Source organism: Kitasatospora sp. NPDC001159 (genome assembly GCF_053598235.1).
The window spans coordinates 26,939-43,496 of sequence record NZ_JBSFJV010000001.1 but is presented as its reverse complement, the minus strand read 5'-3'; the positions used below and the strand labels follow the sequence as shown (position 1 = coordinate 43,496).

General features: G+C 69.5%; 20 protein-coding genes. 15 read left to right on the top strand and 5 right to left on the bottom strand.

Annotated elements, in window-relative coordinates; all coding sequences use genetic code 11:
• Positions 1 to 53: 53 nt before the first annotated feature.
• Positions 54 to 1,517: an MFS transporter gene (locus ACWC9T_RS00255; RefSeq protein WP_449818829.1), complete on the bottom strand. Its 1,464-nt coding sequence runs from the start codon at positions 1,515 to 1,517 to the stop codon at positions 54 to 56.
• Between the two features lie 91 nt (positions 1,518 to 1,608).
• On the bottom strand, positions 1,609 to 1,986 hold the full coding sequence (locus ACWC9T_RS00250) for a nuclear transport factor 2 family protein (protein ID WP_449818828.1): 378 nt from the start codon (positions 1,984 to 1,986) through the stop codon (positions 1,609 to 1,611).
• Between the two features lie 158 nt (positions 1,987 to 2,144).
• Between ACWC9T_RS00250 and ACWC9T_RS00245 the strand changes: the two genes are divergently transcribed.
• On the top strand, positions 2,145 to 4,865 hold the full coding sequence (locus tag ACWC9T_RS00245) for an ATP-binding protein (protein ID WP_449818827.1): 2,721 nt from the start codon (positions 2,145 to 2,147) through the stop codon (positions 4,863 to 4,865).
• 1,206 nt (positions 4,866 to 6,071) lie between these two features.
• Complete coding sequence (locus ACWC9T_RS00240) at positions 6,072 to 7,337, top strand: DNA-methyltransferase (protein ID WP_449818826.1); 1,266 nt, start codon at positions 6,072 to 6,074, stop codon at positions 7,335 to 7,337.
• On the opposite strand, the gene ACWC9T_RS00235 is transcribed toward ACWC9T_RS00240, so the two are convergent.
• On the bottom strand, positions 7,306 to 8,115 hold the full coding sequence (locus ACWC9T_RS00235) for an SfiI family type II restriction endonuclease (protein WP_449818825.1): 810 nt from the start codon (positions 8,113 to 8,115) through the stop codon (positions 7,306 to 7,308). The two genes, ACWC9T_RS00240 and ACWC9T_RS00235, sit on opposite strands and share 32 nt — an antisense overlap.
• A gap of 764 nt (positions 8,116 to 8,879) precedes the next feature.
• Between ACWC9T_RS00235 and ACWC9T_RS00230 the strand changes: the two genes are divergently transcribed.
• Entirely contained in the window at positions 8,880 to 9,449 is a 570-nt protein-coding gene (locus tag ACWC9T_RS00230; RefSeq protein WP_449818824.1) for a hypothetical protein, read from the top strand.
• Between the two features lie 60 nt (positions 9,450 to 9,509).
• Here ACWC9T_RS00230 and ACWC9T_RS00225 read toward each other — a convergent pair whose 3' ends face one another.
• Positions 9,510 to 10,268, bottom strand: a complete 759-nt coding sequence (locus tag ACWC9T_RS00225) for a glycosyltransferase family 2 protein (RefSeq protein ID WP_449818823.1) — start codon at positions 10,266 to 10,268, stop codon at positions 9,510 to 9,512.
• Between the two features lie 2 nt (positions 10,269 to 10,270).
• Complete coding sequence (locus tag ACWC9T_RS00220) at positions 10,271 to 11,059, bottom strand: GntR family transcriptional regulator (RefSeq protein WP_449819019.1); 789 nt, start codon at positions 11,057 to 11,059, stop codon at positions 10,271 to 10,273.
• 219 nt (positions 11,060 to 11,278) lie between these two features.
• On the opposite strand from ACWC9T_RS00220, the gene ACWC9T_RS00215 reads away from it, so the two are divergent.
• The 12 genes from ACWC9T_RS00215 (at position 11,279) to ACWC9T_RS00160 (ending at position 16,540) form a co-directional block, all read left to right on the top strand.
• Complete coding sequence (locus tag ACWC9T_RS00215; RefSeq protein WP_449818822.1) at positions 11,279 to 11,632, top strand: SCO3933 family regulatory protein; 354 nt, start codon at positions 11,279 to 11,281, stop codon at positions 11,630 to 11,632.
• Between the two features lie 5 nt (positions 11,633 to 11,637).
• Positions 11,638 to 13,035, top strand: a complete 1,398-nt coding sequence (locus ACWC9T_RS00210) for an FtsK/SpoIIIE domain-containing protein (RefSeq protein ID WP_449818821.1) — start codon at positions 11,638 to 11,640, stop codon at positions 13,033 to 13,035.
• 83 nt (positions 13,036 to 13,118) lie between these two features.
• Positions 13,119 to 13,331 carry a hypothetical protein gene (locus ACWC9T_RS00205; protein WP_449818820.1) on the top strand — a complete coding sequence of 71 codons (213 nt, stop codon included), beginning with the start codon at positions 13,119 to 13,121 and terminating at the stop codon, positions 13,329 to 13,331.
• Positions 13,332 to 13,336: 5 nt separating this feature from the next.
• Positions 13,337 to 13,519, top strand: a complete 183-nt coding sequence (locus ACWC9T_RS00200; RefSeq protein WP_449818819.1) for a hypothetical protein — start codon at positions 13,337 to 13,339, stop codon at positions 13,517 to 13,519.
• Positions 13,516 to 13,680 (top strand): hypothetical protein, encoded by a 165-nt coding sequence (locus tag ACWC9T_RS00195; protein ID WP_449818818.1) that lies wholly within the window; start codon positions 13,516 to 13,518, stop codon positions 13,678 to 13,680. Before ACWC9T_RS00200 ends, ACWC9T_RS00195 begins: the two co-directional genes overlap by 4 nt.
• 72 nt (positions 13,681 to 13,752) lie before the next feature.
• Positions 13,753 to 13,965, top strand: coding sequence for a hypothetical protein (locus ACWC9T_RS00190; RefSeq protein ID WP_449818817.1), 213 nt, complete (start codon positions 13,753 to 13,755; stop codon positions 13,963 to 13,965).
• 11 nt (positions 13,966 to 13,976) lie between these two features.
• Positions 13,977 to 14,684: a DUF2637 domain-containing protein gene (locus ACWC9T_RS00185; RefSeq protein ID WP_449818816.1), complete on the top strand. Its 708-nt coding sequence runs from the start codon at positions 13,977 to 13,979 to the stop codon at positions 14,682 to 14,684.
• A gap of 12 nt (positions 14,685 to 14,696) precedes the next feature.
• Complete coding sequence (locus ACWC9T_RS00180; RefSeq protein WP_449818815.1) at positions 14,697 to 14,894, top strand: hypothetical protein; 198 nt, start codon at positions 14,697 to 14,699, stop codon at positions 14,892 to 14,894.
• A 23-nt stretch (positions 14,895 to 14,917) separates the two neighbouring features.
• Positions 14,918 to 15,448, top strand: a complete 531-nt coding sequence (locus ACWC9T_RS00175) for a DUF6197 family protein (RefSeq protein ID WP_449818814.1) — start codon at positions 14,918 to 14,920, stop codon at positions 15,446 to 15,448.
• Between the two features lie 86 nt (positions 15,449 to 15,534).
• Complete coding sequence (locus ACWC9T_RS00170) at positions 15,535 to 16,083, top strand: GGDEF domain-containing protein (protein ID WP_449818813.1); 549 nt, start codon at positions 15,535 to 15,537, stop codon at positions 16,081 to 16,083.
• A 100-nt stretch (positions 16,084 to 16,183) separates the two neighbouring features.
• On the top strand, positions 16,184 to 16,369 hold the full coding sequence (locus ACWC9T_RS00165) for a hypothetical protein (protein ID WP_449818812.1): 186 nt from the start codon (positions 16,184 to 16,186) through the stop codon (positions 16,367 to 16,369).
• 3 nt (positions 16,370 to 16,372) lie between these two features.
• On the top strand, positions 16,373 to 16,540 hold the full coding sequence (locus tag ACWC9T_RS00160) for a hypothetical protein (RefSeq protein WP_449818811.1): 168 nt from the start codon (positions 16,373 to 16,375) through the stop codon (positions 16,538 to 16,540).
• The last annotated feature ends 18 nt before the right edge of the window (positions 16,541 to 16,558 follow it).

Here is a 16,558-nt window from a genome sequence, read left to right as displayed (position 1 = left end):
AACGGAACGGGCGGGTGGGTTCGACCCGCCCGCCCGTTCCGTCCCCGCGGTGTTCACGAACGCCCGGCCTCCCGCCTGGTCGCCGGCGGCAGCAGCCGGACCAGTCCGACGAGCACCAGCTCCAGCACCGCGAGCGCCGTCACGCTGCGGCCGAAGGCTGCGGTGGCGTCGCCCGCGCCGTAGTAGACCAGGCCGATCAGCGCGATCCCGACGGCGCCGCCGACCTGCTGCACGGTGGACACCACCCCGGCCGCCGAACCGGCCAGCCCCGGCTCGACGGCCGCCAGGGCGACGGTGGTGACCGGGGCGATCACCAGGCCCATGCCGAGGCCGTCGACGAACAGCCCGGGCGCCAGCCACCAGACGCCGCCGTCCGCCGCGCCGTAGGCGGCCAGGGCGAGCAGGCCCAGTCCGGCGGTCATCAGCAGGCCGCCGACGGTGATCGTGCGGGGCTCGCCGAGGCGGGCGGTGACCCGGTGGGTGGTGTTGGAGGTGAGCAGGTAGCCGAGGCCGATCGCGGTGAACACCAGCCCGGCGCCGAGCGCGTCCAGGCCGCGGCCGAGCTGCAGGTGCAGGGCGAGCACCAGGAAGAAGGAGGCCTGGCCGAGCCAGAAGGCGAGTTGGGCGAGCAGGCCGGCGCTGAAGGCGCGGCTGCGGAACAGCCGGGTGTCGACCAGCGGAGCCGTGTTGCTCCCGGCGGAGGTCGAGGTGGTGCGGTGCTGGTGGACGGCGAAGGCGGCGAGCAGGACGAGCGAGGCGGCGAGGCAGAGCCCGGTCCACAGCGGCCAGCCCAGCCCGGGCCCCTGGATCAGCGGCAGCACCAGGCCGGTCAGCCCGAGGGTGACCAGCAGGACGCCGACCGGGTCCAGTCCGGGCCGCTGCGGGGCGCGCGACTCCGGCAGGCAGCGGCGGACCAGGGCGAGGGCGGCCAGGCCGATCGGCAGGTTGATCAGGAAGCAGCTGCGCCAGCCGAGGCCGAGGAGGTCCGCGCGGATCAGCAGCCCGCCGATCAGCTGGCCGAACACCGCGCCGACGCCCATGGTCAGCCCGTACCGGGCGAAGGCCCGCGCCTGCGCCGCGCCGCTGAAGGCCGTCCGCAGGATCGCCAGCACCTGCGGGCCCATCAGCGCCGCCGCCAGCCCCTGGGCGACCCGGGAGCCGACCAGCGCGGCGGCGGTGGGGGCGAGGCCGCAGGCCGCGGAGGCGAGGGTGAACAGGGCCAGGCCGAGCGCGAACACCCGGCGGCGGCCGTAGCGGTCGCCGAGCCGGCCAGCGGTGACCAGCCCGGCCGCCAGGGCCAGGCTGAACCCGGCCATCACCCACTGGACGGCGGCGGGGCCGGCGCCCAGGTCGGCCTGGAGGGAGGGGACGGCGACGTTGACGACGAAGACGTCCAGGGCGGTCATGAAGGTGGCGGTCAGGATGACCGGCAGCAGGCCCTTGGGGGCCGTGGCTGCCTTCGTCGCAGCGGCGGCCGCGGCTTCGGCCGACCGCCGGGTGTCCAGGGCGGTGCTCATCTCGGGCTCTCCTCAAGGGGGTTGGCTTTCGGGGAGGGGCGCCGCCGGGTGGCTCGGCAGCGCCCCTCGGGGGTGGGTCGTGCCTGCGGGCTCAGGCGCCCGGGACACGGTCCAGGAAGCCGTACACGGCGCCGATCCGGCCGTCCGGGGTGGCCGCCAGCACGTCGAAGCCGATCACCACCGGCTCGGCGCCGGCCGGGCCGAGGTTCCAGGTGAACCGGGCGGTGTCGTGGTGCGCGTCCACCGGGCCGAGGGTGAACTCCAGCCCCGGGAACTGCGCCTGGGCCGCACCGATCAGCGCGTCGATCGCGTCCCGGCCGGTGACGGCGGCCAGCGGGTCGGTGTAGCGGCCGTCCTCGGCCCACACCTCGTCGATCAGCTTGCGGCGGGCCGCCGGGTCGGTCTCGTTCCAGACCGCGAGGTAGCGCTCGGCGAGCTGCTGCAGGGTGGCGGCGGTGATCTCGGTCATGGCTGTCTCCCGTGTTCCGGTGAGTGGTTCGGCGGGTCGTTCCCGCTGCTCAACCAAGGTATGGACGGGGCGGCGCGGCCGAATCAGTCACGTATAGGCATGGCCGTACGTAGCCTTCGTGGTGGGGCACCGGCGGTCGGCTCGGTAGGGTCGGGGACATGCTGTACGGGAGGGAACGCGAACAGGCCGCCGTGGACGGCCTGTTGACGGCGGCACGGGACGGACGCAGCGGGGCCCTGCTGCTGCGGGGCGAGGCCGGGATCGGCAAGACGGCGCTGCTGGACGACGCCGTCGCGCGGGCCGGGTCCGGGTTCCGGGTGATCCGGGCGGCGGGCGTCGAGTACGAGGCCGAACTGCCCTTCGCCGGGCTGAGCTTGCTGCTCGCCCCCGGCATGGACCGGCTGGACGCCCTCCCGGGACCGCAACGGCGGTCCCTGGAAGCGGCGTTCGGGCTCGGCGACACTTCGACGGCTACCGCAGACCGACTGCTGGTCGGCCTCGCCACCCTCGGAGTGCTCGCCGAACTCGCCTCCGAAAAGCCGCTGTTGTGCGTGCTCGACGACGTGCAGTGGCTGGACCGAGCCTCCCTGGACGCGCTGCTGCTGGCCGCCCGGCGACTCCAGGCCGAAGGGGTCGCCCTGCTGCTCGCCGCCCGCACCGAGGGCGGCGCCGCCGCGGACCGGCAACTCGGCCTCCCCGAACTACGGGTGAGCGGCCTCGCCGAGTCCGACGCCACCCGGCTGCTGGCCGACCGGGCCGGCCCCGACCTGCCCGCCGCCGTCCGCGACCGGTTGCTCGCCGAGGCCGCCGGGAACCCGCTCGCACTCACCGAACTCCCGGTCGCCGCGGGCCCACAGGCGCACACCGGGGGCGGCCTGCCGCTCACCAGCCGGCTGCTGATCGCCTTCCACGGCCAGGTCACCGGCCTGCCCCCGGCCACCCAGACCCTGCTGTTGGTCGCCGCTGCCGAGGAGAGCGGCGAGCTCGACGTCGTCCTGCCCGCCGCGGCCGTGCTCGGCGTCGGCGCCGAACAGCTCACCCCCGCCGAGGAATCCGGCCTGGTGACGGTCACCGCCGACCGCCGGATCGCCTTCCGCCACCCGCTGCTGCGCTCCGCGATCCTGCAACGCGCCCCGCACCACCAGCGGCTGACCGTCCACCGGACCATCGCCGGGGCGCTGCCCGAGGGGGACCGCCGCACCTGGCACCTCGCCCTCGCCGCCACCGTCCCCGACGCCGCCCTCGCCGAGGCGCTGGAACGCACCGCCGTCCGTGCCGAACGGCGCGGCGGCCACGGCGGCGCCACCGCGTACGAACGCGCCGCCCGGCTCACCCCCGACCGCGACGCCGCCACCCGCCGCCTCGTCCTGGCCGCCGAAGCCGCGACAGAGGAAGGCGAGTTGGCACGGGCCGAGACGCTCGCCGAGGAGGCTGCCGGCCGGACCGACAGCGTCCTCGCACACGCCCTGCTGGACCAGGTCCGGGCCACCGCGCATTTCTGGCGCGGCTCCTACCCAACGGCGTACCGGCTGCTGCTCGAAGCCGCCGGTACCGACATCGAGCCCGCGCACGCCGCCCGGATGCTCTTCCAGGCCTTCCACGCCGCCTGGTACGCGGGGGAGGGGGCGGTGACCGCCGTGCTCGACCGGCTCGCCGCCCTCCCGCTCGCCCCCGACCACCCCCTGGCCCCGCTCGCCCGCCACCTGCCCGCCGCCGTCCTCCCGGCCCTCGGCAGACCCGCCGCGCCCCTGCCGCTCCTCCGGGAGAGCACCGAGGCCGCCCGCAAGGCCGGCGCCGAAACCCCCGTCGACCTCGTCCAACTCTGCGGCGCCACCCTCATCCTCGGCCGCGACGAGGAGACCGTCGAACTCGGCGGCGAACTGGTCGCCGAGGCCCGTGCCAAGGGCACCGTCGGGGTGATGCCCACCCTCCAGTTCTTCCTCGCCGAAGCCGAGCTCTTCCACGGCCGCCACGCCGACGCCGAACTCACCGCCACCGAGGCGCTCGCGCTCGCCCAGGACACCGGCCAGCACCAGTGGGTCAGCCAACTCAGCGCCCTGCTCGCCTACCTGGCCGCCCTGGACGGCCGCACCGAGCGCTGCACCGAACTGGCCACCACCGCCCTCGCCACCACCGGTCCGCAGACCGCCGCCCCCGCGGCCGGCCGTCCCTGGGCCCACTGGGCCCTCGCCCTGCTCGACCTCGGTCAGGGCCGCGCCGCGGGCGCCGCGGACCGCCTCCACCCCCTCACCACCGGCCCGCACCGCCACCACGTCTGCGCCACCCGCGCCGTCCCCGACCTGGTCGAGGCCGCCGTCCGCCTCGGCACCCCGGACCGCGCCGCCGAACCCTACGAACGCTTCGCCCGCTGGACCGTCGCCGCCGACCGCCCCTGGGCCGCAGCCCTACGCCTGCGCTGCCAGGCCCTCCTCGGCCCCGACGAACTCGCCGAACCCGCCTACCGGGCCGCCCTCGACCTCCACGCCACCACCCACCGCCCCTTCGAACACGCCCGCACCGCCCTCCTCTACGGCGAATGGCTCCGCCGCACCCGCCGCCGCACCGACGCCCGCCCCCACCTCCGCTTCGCCCTCGAAACCTTCGACCGCCTCTCGGCCCACCCCTGGTCCACCCGCGCCCGCACCGAACTCTCCGCCACCGGCACCCCCGCCCCCGACACCCCCCACTCCCCGCAGAACCCCGCGGCCCCCCTGACCCCCCAGGAACTCCAGATCGCCCGCCTCGCCGCCCAGGGCCTCACCAACCGCGACATCGCCGCCCAACTCTTCCTCAGCCCCCGCACCGTCGCCCACCACCTCTACAAGGCCTACCCGAAGCTCGGCATCGCCTCCAGGGCAGACCTTTCGGGCGTGCTCTGACGCCGCCACATGGACCGGGTCCTGCCGAAACACGTTCGGCAGGACCCGGTCCATTCAGTCTTCGGCGTCGATGTCATCGCTTGCTGAGTTTTCTGTGGAGTGCTTCCAGCCTTCCGAATAGTGCTCTCGGTGATAGGCCAGATGTGCGCGGTCTATCTGATGGTTGGGCGCGCAAAGTCCTCCCGGCGGCTCATCCAGGCAGCCTTGAGGAGTGATGGGCGCCCCTCCCGTGAGGTGTCTGCCTCGACCATCCAGGTCACCCCGCAGATCACCGGCCTCACCGTCGGCTAGGTGCCCGGGCCCGACGGCGCCACCGGCTCGGCCTCGCTGGGCCCACGGCACCGACCCCGGCAAGGCTGTCCCCCTGCTCTACGGCGATTCGGCGGCATCCTCGGTCCCGCCCTGCTCTGCGCGGACCCGCCGGTCAGAGCGGACGTCCTGTCACCTCGGGAACGCCGCAGCCCCTGCTGTGTGCCTGGATCACACGGCAGGGGCTGCGGCCCGAACGGATGGCTTCGGCCGACGCTGCCTCAACAAGCGTGGCAGCCGGAAATGCCAGAGGGCCCATCGGATCTCTCCGATGGGCCCTCTGGACTGGGTCGGGGTGGCGGGATTTGAACCCACGGCCTCTTCGTCCCGAAGCAACCTGGGCATCCGCTTGACCTCGATCGCCAGTGTTGCTGACCTGCGGAAACGGTCCCCGAACGTCCGTGCTCGTCCGCCGAAGTGCGCACCCGTTGTAGCACAGTTAGTCACTCAGCTTGCCTGTCGGGAGTCGCTCGACCAGATGGTACCTACAGCAGCTTGCACGCTCACCGCTCGGCACTCATGCCGCCTGAAGGTCGCTCTACCAGTCCAGTGGCTGCTCGCCGTCACAGCTGCCCATTTCAGTGCTCGTAGCCATCCCGTACGCACATTGGTGCAAGCACCTGTCCCGGCTCCATGCCGACCGATCCTGCTTGCCCGAACTTTTGGCACTGCATGTGCCGCACCTTGCTCCGGAGGTTGCCGGTTCATGCCTCTACAGCCCCAGATCTGCCTATGATCACGATGCAACCGACGCGCCCGCAGCGCCACTGTTGGCTACGAGGAGATCACAGATAGTGGCATACTCCAGCGGCTGTGGCCCGCTGCGATGTATCATGCACCTTTGCGTTGGCCAATCGGCCACGGCGCTGTCAGTCCACACAGGTAGTCTTTATAACCATGCGCAAGCCTTCCTCTGGCCATCCGGCAGGTCTCAACACTTGGGACGAGACGCGAGCCTCCGCCACGTACTCGGCATCAGACTGTGCACTCTTCGTCGGTGACTCCATGGGCGGACTTGCGAACCTGGCTGATGGTTCCATCAATACTGTAGTAACTTCACCGCCATACTGGGCTGCTCGCGACTATGGGCATGATGGACAGTTGGGCCTAGAAGATGATGTCGATGACTACGTAGAGCGACTGGTCAAGATATTCCGAGAGGTCTATCGAACACTGGCCGATGATGGCAGCGCATGGCTAAACATTGGCGACTCCTACTTTAATAAGCAGATCACTGAGGGGGGCAAGCCGCCTCGCTTGGGATGGAAGCGCGCCAAACAACTTAGTCTTGTTCCATTTCGCGTAGCCCTTGCACTTCAAGAAGATGGCTGGTGGATTCGAAACGTTGGCGTGTGGCACAAGCCAAATGCCATGCCGGCAAGCGTTCGCGATCGGCTCACGAACACCTGGGAGCCGGTGTTTCTCCTAACTAAGTCTGAACGCTACTACTTCAACTTGGATGCCATTAGGGTCCCCCACCTAACCGATGACTCGGCAGAGCGAAAGCGCGCCGAATCTGGCAAAGCCCGAGGCAAAGCCCAGGATCAGCCAGAACTTCGAAAGTGGCTGAACTCCCCCAGGCATCGCGCGACTATTGAAGGCGTAAAGGAGATTGAGCGCCGCCCCAACGCGCCCGCGGCTGTCGAATTGGCAGCTTATCTTCGAGGGGCGCTCAAAGATCAGAAGCGCTCGATCAACTGGGTCGCGGGGCAACTTGGGCTCCCATTCGAACGAACTCGGCATTACTTCCGCGTTGATCAGATCGGCTCTCGACTCCCCCCGCCGGAAGTGTGGGAGCAGTTGAAGGATCTTCTTGACCTCGACGCAACATACGACGAGGCGATGACCGTCGAAATTGGCGACAACGTATTCAGGAATCACCCCAAGGGCAAGAATCCTGGTGACCTTCTGAGCGTCCCCGTAGCTTCAAGCGACTCAAATCATTTTGCAGTAATGCCGCGCAGGTTGGCCGAGTTTGCCCTGAAGGCAACGCTCCCCATGAACGGATCCTGCCTGGATCCGTTCATGGGGAGCGGAACGACTGGACGGGTAGCTCGACAGCTAGGCGGAAGGTTCGTGGGAATCGACGTCAACGCCCACTACATGGAAGACTACTTGATCGAATCTGGGATCACCGCTCCAGATACAGAAACTCTGTGGTGACCTCTTTCCCGCTGGGATCCCGGTCACGCCACAATGGAACTGTATAGTCACTAGAATCGTCGTAGTGAAGTTCCTGAAGCCGCCAGGGTTGTGCCTCTCGGAGCGACTTATAATAGACGCGAATCCTGGCGTCCTCTTCCCTCTTCGGGGAATGTTTCCCCTCTCCGAAGATTGTCTTATCGGGGTTCGGATTATAGCGATCCTTGAGCCGGGCGTGCGGTATGGCCAGCGCGAATATCCCTAGCAGCCTCCTCTGAAGATTGGACCCTTCGGGGGCGTTCGAGTAGTGAAAATGAACAAACATCGAGGTTGAGATTGCTGGCAGCTCTTTGCCGGTTGCAGAGACTAGGGGGAGGTGAGGGGCCACCCCAGCCTCAAGGAACACTACTTCGCCAGTTCCCTTCTTTCGGAATTCGGCATCCATTGGGAGCTGTGACTTTTGCAGCGTTTCGCGAAAGTTTTCTTTAGAAGCCTTCGCATCAACCAGGAGAACTTGCGGGATCAAGCCATACGGCGTGGGTAGCCACCGAGCCCGCTTGTAGTCAATAAAACCAGCAAAGCGCTTATTAATTGGATAAAGCTCTGCAACTTCGAGTGCATATTGAGTTAGATCCTCGGCGAGCACGATAATTTCGCCAGCCGAATCAGCCTTCGTATTTTCGAAGATCTCTTTGGCTTCCTTGCTGTATTGCTGAAGCGCTTGAACTAGTGTGCGAAGTGTCTGCTTTTCGATATCCTCCAGCTGATCCTTGGAGAGATTCCGGTAGTCCTGGTGCACGCTCACTCCGCTCGCTGTCGAACACTTCGCCTGAGAGCCGCCAACTGGTGACGCTGGGTAGACACTACTGCCCGACCAGCAGGCTTCGCCGCTGCTTCCAGAACATCGGGCGGTGGAGCGGTTTTGGCCGGTGTCCTGTCCGGTCTGGGGTCGAGCATGATCGGGGGGCCGTAAGCTGTTGCGACTCGGTCAGGGCTCTTTGGGCCTGACCGCAATTTGGCCGAGTGGCCCCCCGGTCTTGCTCGACGCGGGTCCCTGCCCGGAGAGGTGGGTAAAACCGTGGAGCCGCCCGCCCCGGCCCCGGCGGGGTTGGTTCTGAGCTGCGCCTTGCGCACCCTCCTCCGCTGCGGGGGAAGTCTTGTCTTGTCCGTACCGCCCCGGCCTTAGCTTTCCGCCCCATTGGGCGCGGCCGACGACGGCGAAGCCCCAGCCGGGGCGAAGACAGGAGGCGGGGCGCGCGCCGGAGGAAGGCCGGCGCCGCCGCGCTTTGCGCGGTCACCCCGAACCTTGTGTGAGGCTGCTGTTTCAGTAGTTCAGGAGGCCGGGAATCGACGCCGGATCTCCGATCCGCCGTGATGTGCCTTCCCCTTGGGCTCCGCCCACCTCCCCGCCGAGCGGAGCGAGGTGCTTGAACCCGTAGAGAAGATTTTTACGCACTCCCGTCCCCTCCTGCGCCCCCGCCGCTCCCTGCCTCCGGGCTCGCCGGCCGCCTATGATCGGCAGGCTCTGATCTGACTGCTGTTCACATCCTCGGTGCGGGGGCCATGGATACGATCACCCAGCTAGTGACCATCGCCGCTGTCGTGCTCGGTGGGTTGACCACGTGGGCGACGAACAGCCTGGTGGAGCGGAGTAAGCGCCGGGACGGACTCCGAACGCGCTGGGACGAGCGGAAGTTGGACGCCTACGTTGAGTACGTTGCTGCCGTCCGGGCCTGCATCTACGCGGCCGTGTTGGCATACGAGGTGACCCAGGATCTTCGGTCGATGCCTCGGAGCGAGCATGAGCTGTTGCTGGACCTCACCGAATGCGAACGCCACCGGGCTTTGGCCTTCGAGCGGCTGATGATGCTGGCCGGAGAGCGCGTCATCGAGGCAGGGCACGCCGTGAACGTCGCCACGCTTGAGATCGACTGGCGGGCCCGAGGACTGGTGGACGGCACCCTCGCGGAATGGCGTGAGCTGCATGCCGAGGCGTTCCGGGCGATCAACGCGTTCCACGATGAAGCTCGCGCTGATCTCGGCGTCAACGGGCTCTTCGCCTACCGCCGGCACTCCGATCGCGGCCTGATCCTGCCGGCCTCTCGTTCCTCGACGTCTGCCGATCCCGAGTAGAGACAGCTCGGCCCCGACAACGGGTTCGTCCGTCGCCGGGGCCAGAGAAAGTCAAAGCTGTCAGGCCGCCTCGAACCGCCAGGTGTCCAGGGCGAGAAGCGACTCAGCCCGGGCCTGGATGACTCCCATGCGGGCCGCACGCTCGATCTCCTGGTTGTGCGCCGCCTGGTGCGTGCTCTGCCCCGGCCACTTGCGGTACAGGAGGCCGGTCTCCTCGATGAACCACCCGCGGCTGACCGCGTTGAGTGCGAGCAGCAGCCCCGTGTCCTCAGATGCCGGGAGCGCCATCCACCCGCCGAGCGCGAGCAGCAGGTCCCGCCGGACGCACAGCGTCGCCGGGTGCACCTGGGCACGGAAGTCGTGGGCCTTCCAGTGAGCCAGCACCTCGCCCCGCTCGATCGACCCCGCCGGCGGGTCCTGGTCGAAGCCGACCGTGCTGCCGTCCGGGAGGAGGTCGAGGACACGCGATGTCGTCCACGCAACGTCCGGTCGACTGGTCAGAACCGCAACGTCGCGAGCGAGCGTGCCCGCGGGCAGCTGGTCGTCGGCGTCGAGCACCTTCACAAACTGCCCGGTGGCCCGCGAGAGGCCCATGGTCCGCGCCATGCCCGCCCGTCCGTGCCGCCCCTGGCCGAAGCTGATGCGCGCGTCGTCCGGGACATGCGGGGCCACATCGTCGGTCTCGCCGTCCTGCTGGATCACCCACTGCCAGTCCCAGCCGTCCGGGAGGTCTTGGTCGAGCAGCGACTTGTAGGCGTCCGCCAGGTACTCGGCGCTCGGCCCATGGACGGCCGTGATCACGGTTACGAGATTGGTCATGCTCACCACCTGCTCAGCTTGGTCGTGTAGACCATCTCGGTGCGGTCGCCGGGCAGTACTACGTCTGCGACCTCCACCACGCGGTCCGTCGTGTCGACGCAAGTCTTCCGGAGAACGATCACCGACACACCCACCGGCAGACCGAGTTCTTCCGTCTCCTCCGGCGTCGGCGGCCGGGCCCGGAAGGTCTCCACGATGCGGTCCAGCTCGATGCCGACTGTGAACAGCTGGTTCTGCGTCCCGCCCGGCCAAGGCTCCTGGTCCTCGCGGAGCAGGTCCGGGTTCCCGGCGATCAGGTCCAGCAGCAGGTATGACCGCGACACGTTGAACGGCGCGCGCTCCTCGCTGTACCGGGTGCGGTAGGTGCGTTCCAGCAGCATGGTCCCCTCGGTCACCCCGAAGGCTGCCGCGAGATCGGCGTTCGCCGGGACCTGCTCGTAGCTGGCCGCGAACACGAGGTCGTTCACCGTGAGCCCGGTGTCATGCTCGGTGGCGCCGGTCTTCAGTCGCTCCGACTCGTGCTCGCGCGCACGGTCCTTCTCCCACTGGTGGCGGAGGTTGTCCCGCTTGACGGGGGTCGGCTGCCGGCGGACGAAGGTGCCCCGGCCGTGCTGCTTCTCGACCAGTCCCTCAGCTGCGAGCACTCCGACGCCCTGGCGAACGGTCGGCACGCTCACCCGGTACTGATCGGCGAGCGCCGTCTCCGCCGGTAGCCGGTCGCCCGGGCCCAGCTCGCCGGCCTCGATCTGGCGCCGGATATCAGCAGCGATCCGCTCGTACTGGTTGGCCATGGTGCTGGTCACCGTCCTGTCGTGGTCTCGGGCTCATCCTAAGTCCTAAAGAGGTGTTGACGACTAGCTGATGAGCCGTCATAGTTCTCGGGACGGCAACTCCTAATGAGGACTTGAAGACAAGATCTCAGGAGGTGCTGATGACACCCGGTATCTGCCGTGGTGAGGCTGCTCCGAGGGCGACGAATCCCCTCGGTGCCAGATGAAGGAGCCCAGCTCATGCGCTTCATCCCCGTCGACACGACCGCCGCGCTGGTGATGGTCGCCCAGGCGCCCCGCCCGAAGCTCAAGGACCGCCGTACCGGTGAGATGGCCATGGACGCCGAGACCGGTGCGCCGCTGGTCACCCTGGACGTCACGTTCGTGGCCAACGGTGAGGCCGACATCCTGTCCCTGACCGTGCCGCAGCCGGGTATCCCGGAGGGGCTGGCGCCCGGCATGCTGGTCGCCCTCACCCGGCTCATCGCCCGTCCGTGGGAGAACGAGTTCAACGGTCAGAAGCGCTCCGGTATCGCCTTCCGGGCCGACGCCGTGACGGTTTCCGCCCCGGTCCTCGCCGGCGCGAACGCCTGATCGCCGTGAACAACCTGACGACGGCGCTCCTGGAGTTGGGCGCTCCCGCTGCGGTCCTCGGCTCCGGCGCCCTCTACGCCAGGGCCAAGATGCCCCGGACGTACTGGGCGACGGTTGGCATCCCGCTGACCATCCACCGCATCCGGCACGACTACGAGAACGTCATGGAGGCCTGCGGGCTGACCGTGGAGCCCTCTTTCTGGCGGGCCATGGCCTCGTCCGCCACCAACCGGCCGGCCAAGCCCGCGATGCCGAAGATCCGCAGCATGCAGGTGAGTTCGACCGGCCTGCGGGTCCGGCTCCGGCTCGCTCGTGGCCAGCAGACGAAGGACATGGTCGATGCGGCCGAGCGGCTGCGGCACGCATGGGAGGTTCACGCAGTACACGTCTCGGAGATCAAGCCCGGCGTGGTGGAACTGCGGATAGTCGGCTTCGACGTGCTGCACAACGTGCGCATGCCGCGCCGGGCCATGGCCAAGTCCCGCGAACTGTTGCGGGTCCCGGTCGCGCTCCGGGCCGATGGCACCGTGCACCACCGGGACTTCCGGCAGGCTCCGAACGGGCTGAACCTCGGCGCCAACCAGTCCGGCAAGTCGATGTTCACCCGCAACCTGATCCATGGCCTCGCTCCGCAACCGGTCGCCTTGGTCGGGATCGACTGCAAGCGCGGCGTCGAACAGCGCCCCTTCGCGCCGCGGCTGTCGGCTCTGGCCACCGACCAGGGCGAAGCGCTCGGGCTGCTGCTCGCGCTGCTGATCGAGATGGACGACCGGTACGACCTCATCCGCGACTACCAGGGGGTTCCTGGCTCGGTCGCTGCCGAGGACCTGACCGCCGACATCTGGGGCCTGCCCGCGAAGGTCCGGCCGGTGCCGATCGTCGTCCTGGTGGACGAGATCGCCGAACTCTTCCTCGTGGCCAGCAAGGCCGATGAGGAGCGTCGGAACCAGATCGTCACCGCGCTCATCCGGCTCGCCCAACTCGCCCGCGCTGCCGGCATCTACCTGGAGATCTCCGGTCAGCGCTTCGGCTCGGAGCTGGGCAAGGGCGCGACGTTGCTCCGCTCCCAGCTCACCGGCCGCACCGTCCACCGGGTCAACGACCTGGAGACGGCGAAGATGGGCCTCGGCGACATCTCCGACGCCGCCGTCGCGGCCTCCACCCGGATCAGCCCGGACATGCCCGGCATGGCGGTCGCCGGCGACACCTCCGGCATGTGGTCCGAGATCCGTACGCCGTACCGATCGCTCACCGAGGTTGCCGAGCGCTGCGCCGAGTTCGCGCACCTCACGCCCCACCTGGACCGCTTGGCGGCCTTCCGCCCGCAGGTCGCCGACCCGGTCATCATCCCGCCGGCGCCCTCGACGCCGCCGGACCTCGCCACGGTCCCGCTCAGCAAGTAGCGACACCTCACCCAACTGCTGGCGCGGCAGTCTCGCGCCAAGTCCCTACCCCCGCCTTGCCTCAATCCGGAGGAGATTCGCCCGTGTCCCGCAAGCCGTCCATCGCCGAGATCGGCGCCTTCCTCGGCCACCTCAAGGCCACCCGCAACAGCCACGACGACACCGGTCCGCTGCTCGCCGAGAAGGCCGACATCTTGGAGCGCATCGCCGAGGCCAACCCGGACGACCGCGACGCCGCCCAGATCGCCCGCGAGGCCCGCGCCGCCGCCGACCGCGCCCAGCGCAACAGCGAGTGACCCCGGTGGCCGCCCGCAAGCGCACCGCGCCGCCGAAGCCCTCGCCCTGTGAGCCCTGCAAGGGCACCGGCCAAATCACCGAGACCGTGTACGCCGACAGGGCAACTCGCCGCCGCCGGATCGCTGAGCAGGAGGCCACCTGCCTCGACTGCCTCGGCACCGGCATCGCGCTGGAGGTGTCGCTGTGATCCAGATCCGCGTGATCTGCGACGTCAACGACGTCCCGTTCGTGGTCGCCGACCTCTGCCGACTGTGGCACGTGCACGACGTCAAGGAGCACCCCGCCAAGGACTCCGGCCAGCGTCGCCTCTACCTCACCGTCACCCGTCGATCGACCAGCGTCAAGTAGCACCCGCTCGCCGGGGTCGGGCGGTAGATGACCAGCGTCACGCTCGGCCCCCAACCCGCATGGGAGACAGCAATGCAGCACACCACGTACCACTGCGTTCTCACGATGCAGAAGACCACGCACGGGGAGACCGCCCTCGGCACCTTCTCCGACACCATCGAGCCCGTGCCCGGGATGACCCGCGTCGACATCTTCAACCTGGCAATTGCGCAGCTGACGCGGCGCCAGCCCGCGCTGACCGGTGGCGCGGTCCTCTTCTTCGCCCTCGACAAGAACCAGGTCTGACGGGGCCAGCCATGCGTCGACTCCCCAAGCTGGACGCCGTACTGGCACAGGCGGTGATCGCCGCCGCGCTCTCCTTCGCCCACCTGCACGACCTCGCCGAGGCCGCCGGACAGGCCGGATGGAAGTCCTGGGCCTACCCGGTGTCCGTCGACCTCCTGCTCGTTGCCGCCTGGCGCCGGATGCGCTCCGGGACCGCCCGCCGGCTCGCCTGGTGCTGGTTCGTCATCGCCCTGGCGGCCTCACTCGGCGCCAACGTCGGCACCGCCGGACTGCTCGACCTCGGCAACGCCCCGGCCTGGCTCCGCGTCCTGGTCGCCGGCTGGCCCGCCGCCGCCTTCCTCGGCGGCACCCTGCTCGCACACTCGACCACCGCGCCGCCCGTCGAGGAAACCCCGGTCGCGGAACTCGAACCGGACGACGCCGAGACCGACGACACCCAGCCGCTCTACGTCCCAGCCGCCGAGCCGATCACCGAACCGGTCATCGAGCCGACGCCCGTCGAGCCGCCCGCGGCTGTCCCAGCGATCGAGCCGGCTCCCGCCCCGGTGCCGACCACGGTTCCGGGGCCCCCGGTCCCGGCCTTCCTCCTCGACCACGCCCGCAAGGTCGCCGACGACCACCGCACCCGCACCGGCACCCCGATCGACGCCGCCACGCTCCGCGCCCGGCTCGGCGTCAAGGACCCGCTCGCCTCGGCGCTCGCCGCCGAACTCGCCTGAAAGGCCCACCTGGTGAACATCCAGCTGCCGTTCATTGTCGTCCTCGCGATCGTTGCCTGGCACATCGTCCGGCACCTCCGACTGCGCTGGTGGGCCGTCGCCGCGCTCGTCCTCCTCGGCTTCTACCTCGCCGACACCTCCGCCGCCCCGCTGATCGACAACACGACCCACGACGGCGTGAGCGTCATCAACAAGACCTCCAACAAGTAGCAATCCAGAAAGGAGAGTTGCCCATGAAGACCACCGTTTGCCTGCCGCCCCTGGTCACCGTGGGCGGCTCCGGCCTCGTCGCCGAGATCGAGGCGTACCTTGCCTCGTTGCCCGCCCCGGCCCGTATCGCGGTCCCGTACGTCTCGCCGCTCGGCTCCATCCTCCAGCCGTGGAACGCCGGCTACCCGGTGCCCCGGCTCACGCTCCTCGACCGGATCACCCACCGCCCGGCCCGCCCGGTGCCGGTGAGCGCCGCCGGCCACCTCCGGCTCACCTCCCGCTACATCGACGCCTTCGGCTGGCTCCAGGGCGCCATGTGGGACTCCGCCGGCCGCGTCTGCCTCCTCGGCGCCCAAGCCGCCGTCCTCGCCCACGGCTACGGCACCCCGACTACCGTCACCACCGCCCGCGTCCAGCTCATGGAGATCCTCCACGCCACGGGCCGCCCCGTCCGGTCCCCGGACGAGTACAACGACCGCCCCACCACCCGCCAGGCCGACATTCACCAGCTGCTCGACCGGGCCGCCGCCCGCGCCCAGCGCCTCGGCCTCTGACCTTCCCGGGACGGCCAACACGCCGCCAGCATCCCGCCGCCCCGGAGATCGCAACCCCTAACCACACCCATCACGAAGGACCGCACATGGACGTGCCCACGATCCTTGCCGCCGGTGTACCGCTGATCGGATGGACCACCCACGGCACCTGGCTGAGCCAGCGCCTCGCCACCGCCCGCCGTGACCCGCTCACCGGGCTCCACACCCGTGACGGCTTCACCGCCCGAGCCCATCGGTTGACTCAGCGCCACCCGAACCGCGCCTCGGTGCTGCTGATCGACCTGGACGACTTCAAGGCCACCAACGACACCTACGGCCACGCCGCCGGCGACGCGGTCATCACCGCCACCGCCGCCCGCCTGGCCACATGGTGTGGCCGCCCCGGCATCGCCGCCCGCCTCGGCGGGGACGAGTTCGCCGCCGTTGTTCTGGACGCCCCCGCACGCCTGCCTGACCTCCGCGCGGCCCTCAACCAGCCGGTCCCGTACGCCGGCTTCATGCTTCCGGCCTCCGCCTCAGTGGGCATCTGCCCCGTCGCCGAGCTGCCGGTCGTCTCGCTCACGGACGCGCTCGCCTCCGCCGACCGGGACATGTACGCGCACAAGCGCGACGGCCGCACATCCCGCCGCCGCTGACTCCAAGACCGGCCCCGGGGCGGCAACACGCCGCCAAGCATCCCGCCGCCCCGAGGCCGCAACCCCTTCCGAACCGAAGCCCACGAAGGAGACCACCATCATGCCGCAGCACAACCACGCCCCGACCCGCATCTGCCCGAACTGCTCCGGCTTCGCCTCCGTCGCCATCGCCACCGGCGTCCGCCTCCGCGACGGCTCCCGCGACACCGTCCCGGTCACCTGCCAGACCTGCGACGGCGCCGGCACCGTCGCCCGCCCGCTCGCCACCGCCGCCAAGGCGGTCTGACCGATGGCCCTCCTCGACTGGCGCGACTCCAAGCACTGGGCCCAGAAACCCGCCCCCTGCGGCGTCTGCGACAAGCCGACCAACCTCCGCTCCGACCGTGGCAAGCCCGTCCACAAGGTCTGCGCCGAAGAGTGGATCGACCGCCACCAGAAGCCCGCCAACCCGTCCTGACCCGCCCGCCCCGGAGTC

What these genes read in the sequence shown, in the direction of transcription:
- ACWC9T_RS00215 (WP_449818822.1), top strand. Translation starts at nt 11,279, where the DNA reads ATGCGCTTCATCCCCGTCGACACGACCGCCGCGCTGGTGATGGTCGCC.
- ACWC9T_RS00240 (WP_449818826.1), top strand. Translation starts at nt 6,072, where the DNA reads ATGCGCAAGCCTTCCTCTGGCCATCCGGCAGGTCTCAACACTTGGGAC.
- ACWC9T_RS00225 (WP_449818823.1), bottom strand. Translation starts at nt 10,268, where the DNA reads ATGACCAATCTCGTAACCGTGATCACGGCCGTCCATGGGCCGAGCGCC.
- ACWC9T_RS00255 (WP_449818829.1), bottom strand. Translation starts at nt 1,517, where the DNA reads ATGAGCACCGCCCTGGACACCCGGCGGTCGGCCGAAGCCGCGGCCGCC.
- ACWC9T_RS00250 (WP_449818828.1), bottom strand. Translation starts at nt 1,986, where the DNA reads ATGACCGAGATCACCGCCGCCACCCTGCAGCAGCTCGCCGAGCGCTAC.
- ACWC9T_RS00190 (WP_449818817.1), top strand. Translation starts at nt 13,753, where the DNA reads ATGCAGCACACCACGTACCACTGCGTTCTCACGATGCAGAAGACCACG.
- ACWC9T_RS00185 (WP_449818816.1), top strand. Translation starts at nt 13,977, where the DNA reads ATGCGTCGACTCCCCAAGCTGGACGCCGTACTGGCACAGGCGGTGATC.
- ACWC9T_RS00245 (WP_449818827.1), top strand. Translation starts at nt 2,145, where the DNA reads ATGCTGTACGGGAGGGAACGCGAACAGGCCGCCGTGGACGGCCTGTTG.
- ACWC9T_RS00175 (WP_449818814.1), top strand. Translation starts at nt 14,918, where the DNA reads ATGAAGACCACCGTTTGCCTGCCGCCCCTGGTCACCGTGGGCGGCTCC.
- ACWC9T_RS00170 (WP_449818813.1), top strand. Translation starts at nt 15,535, where the DNA reads ATGGACGTGCCCACGATCCTTGCCGCCGGTGTACCGCTGATCGGATGG.
- ACWC9T_RS00160 (WP_449818811.1), top strand. Translation starts at nt 16,373, where the DNA reads ATGGCCCTCCTCGACTGGCGCGACTCCAAGCACTGGGCCCAGAAACCC.
- ACWC9T_RS00230 (WP_449818824.1), top strand. Translation starts at nt 8,880, where the DNA reads ATGGATACGATCACCCAGCTAGTGACCATCGCCGCTGTCGTGCTCGGT.
- ACWC9T_RS00165 (WP_449818812.1), top strand. Translation starts at nt 16,184, where the DNA reads ATGCCGCAGCACAACCACGCCCCGACCCGCATCTGCCCGAACTGCTCC.
- ACWC9T_RS00220 (WP_449819019.1), bottom strand. Translation starts at nt 11,059, where the DNA reads ATGGCCAACCAGTACGAGCGGATCGCTGCTGATATCCGGCGCCAGATC.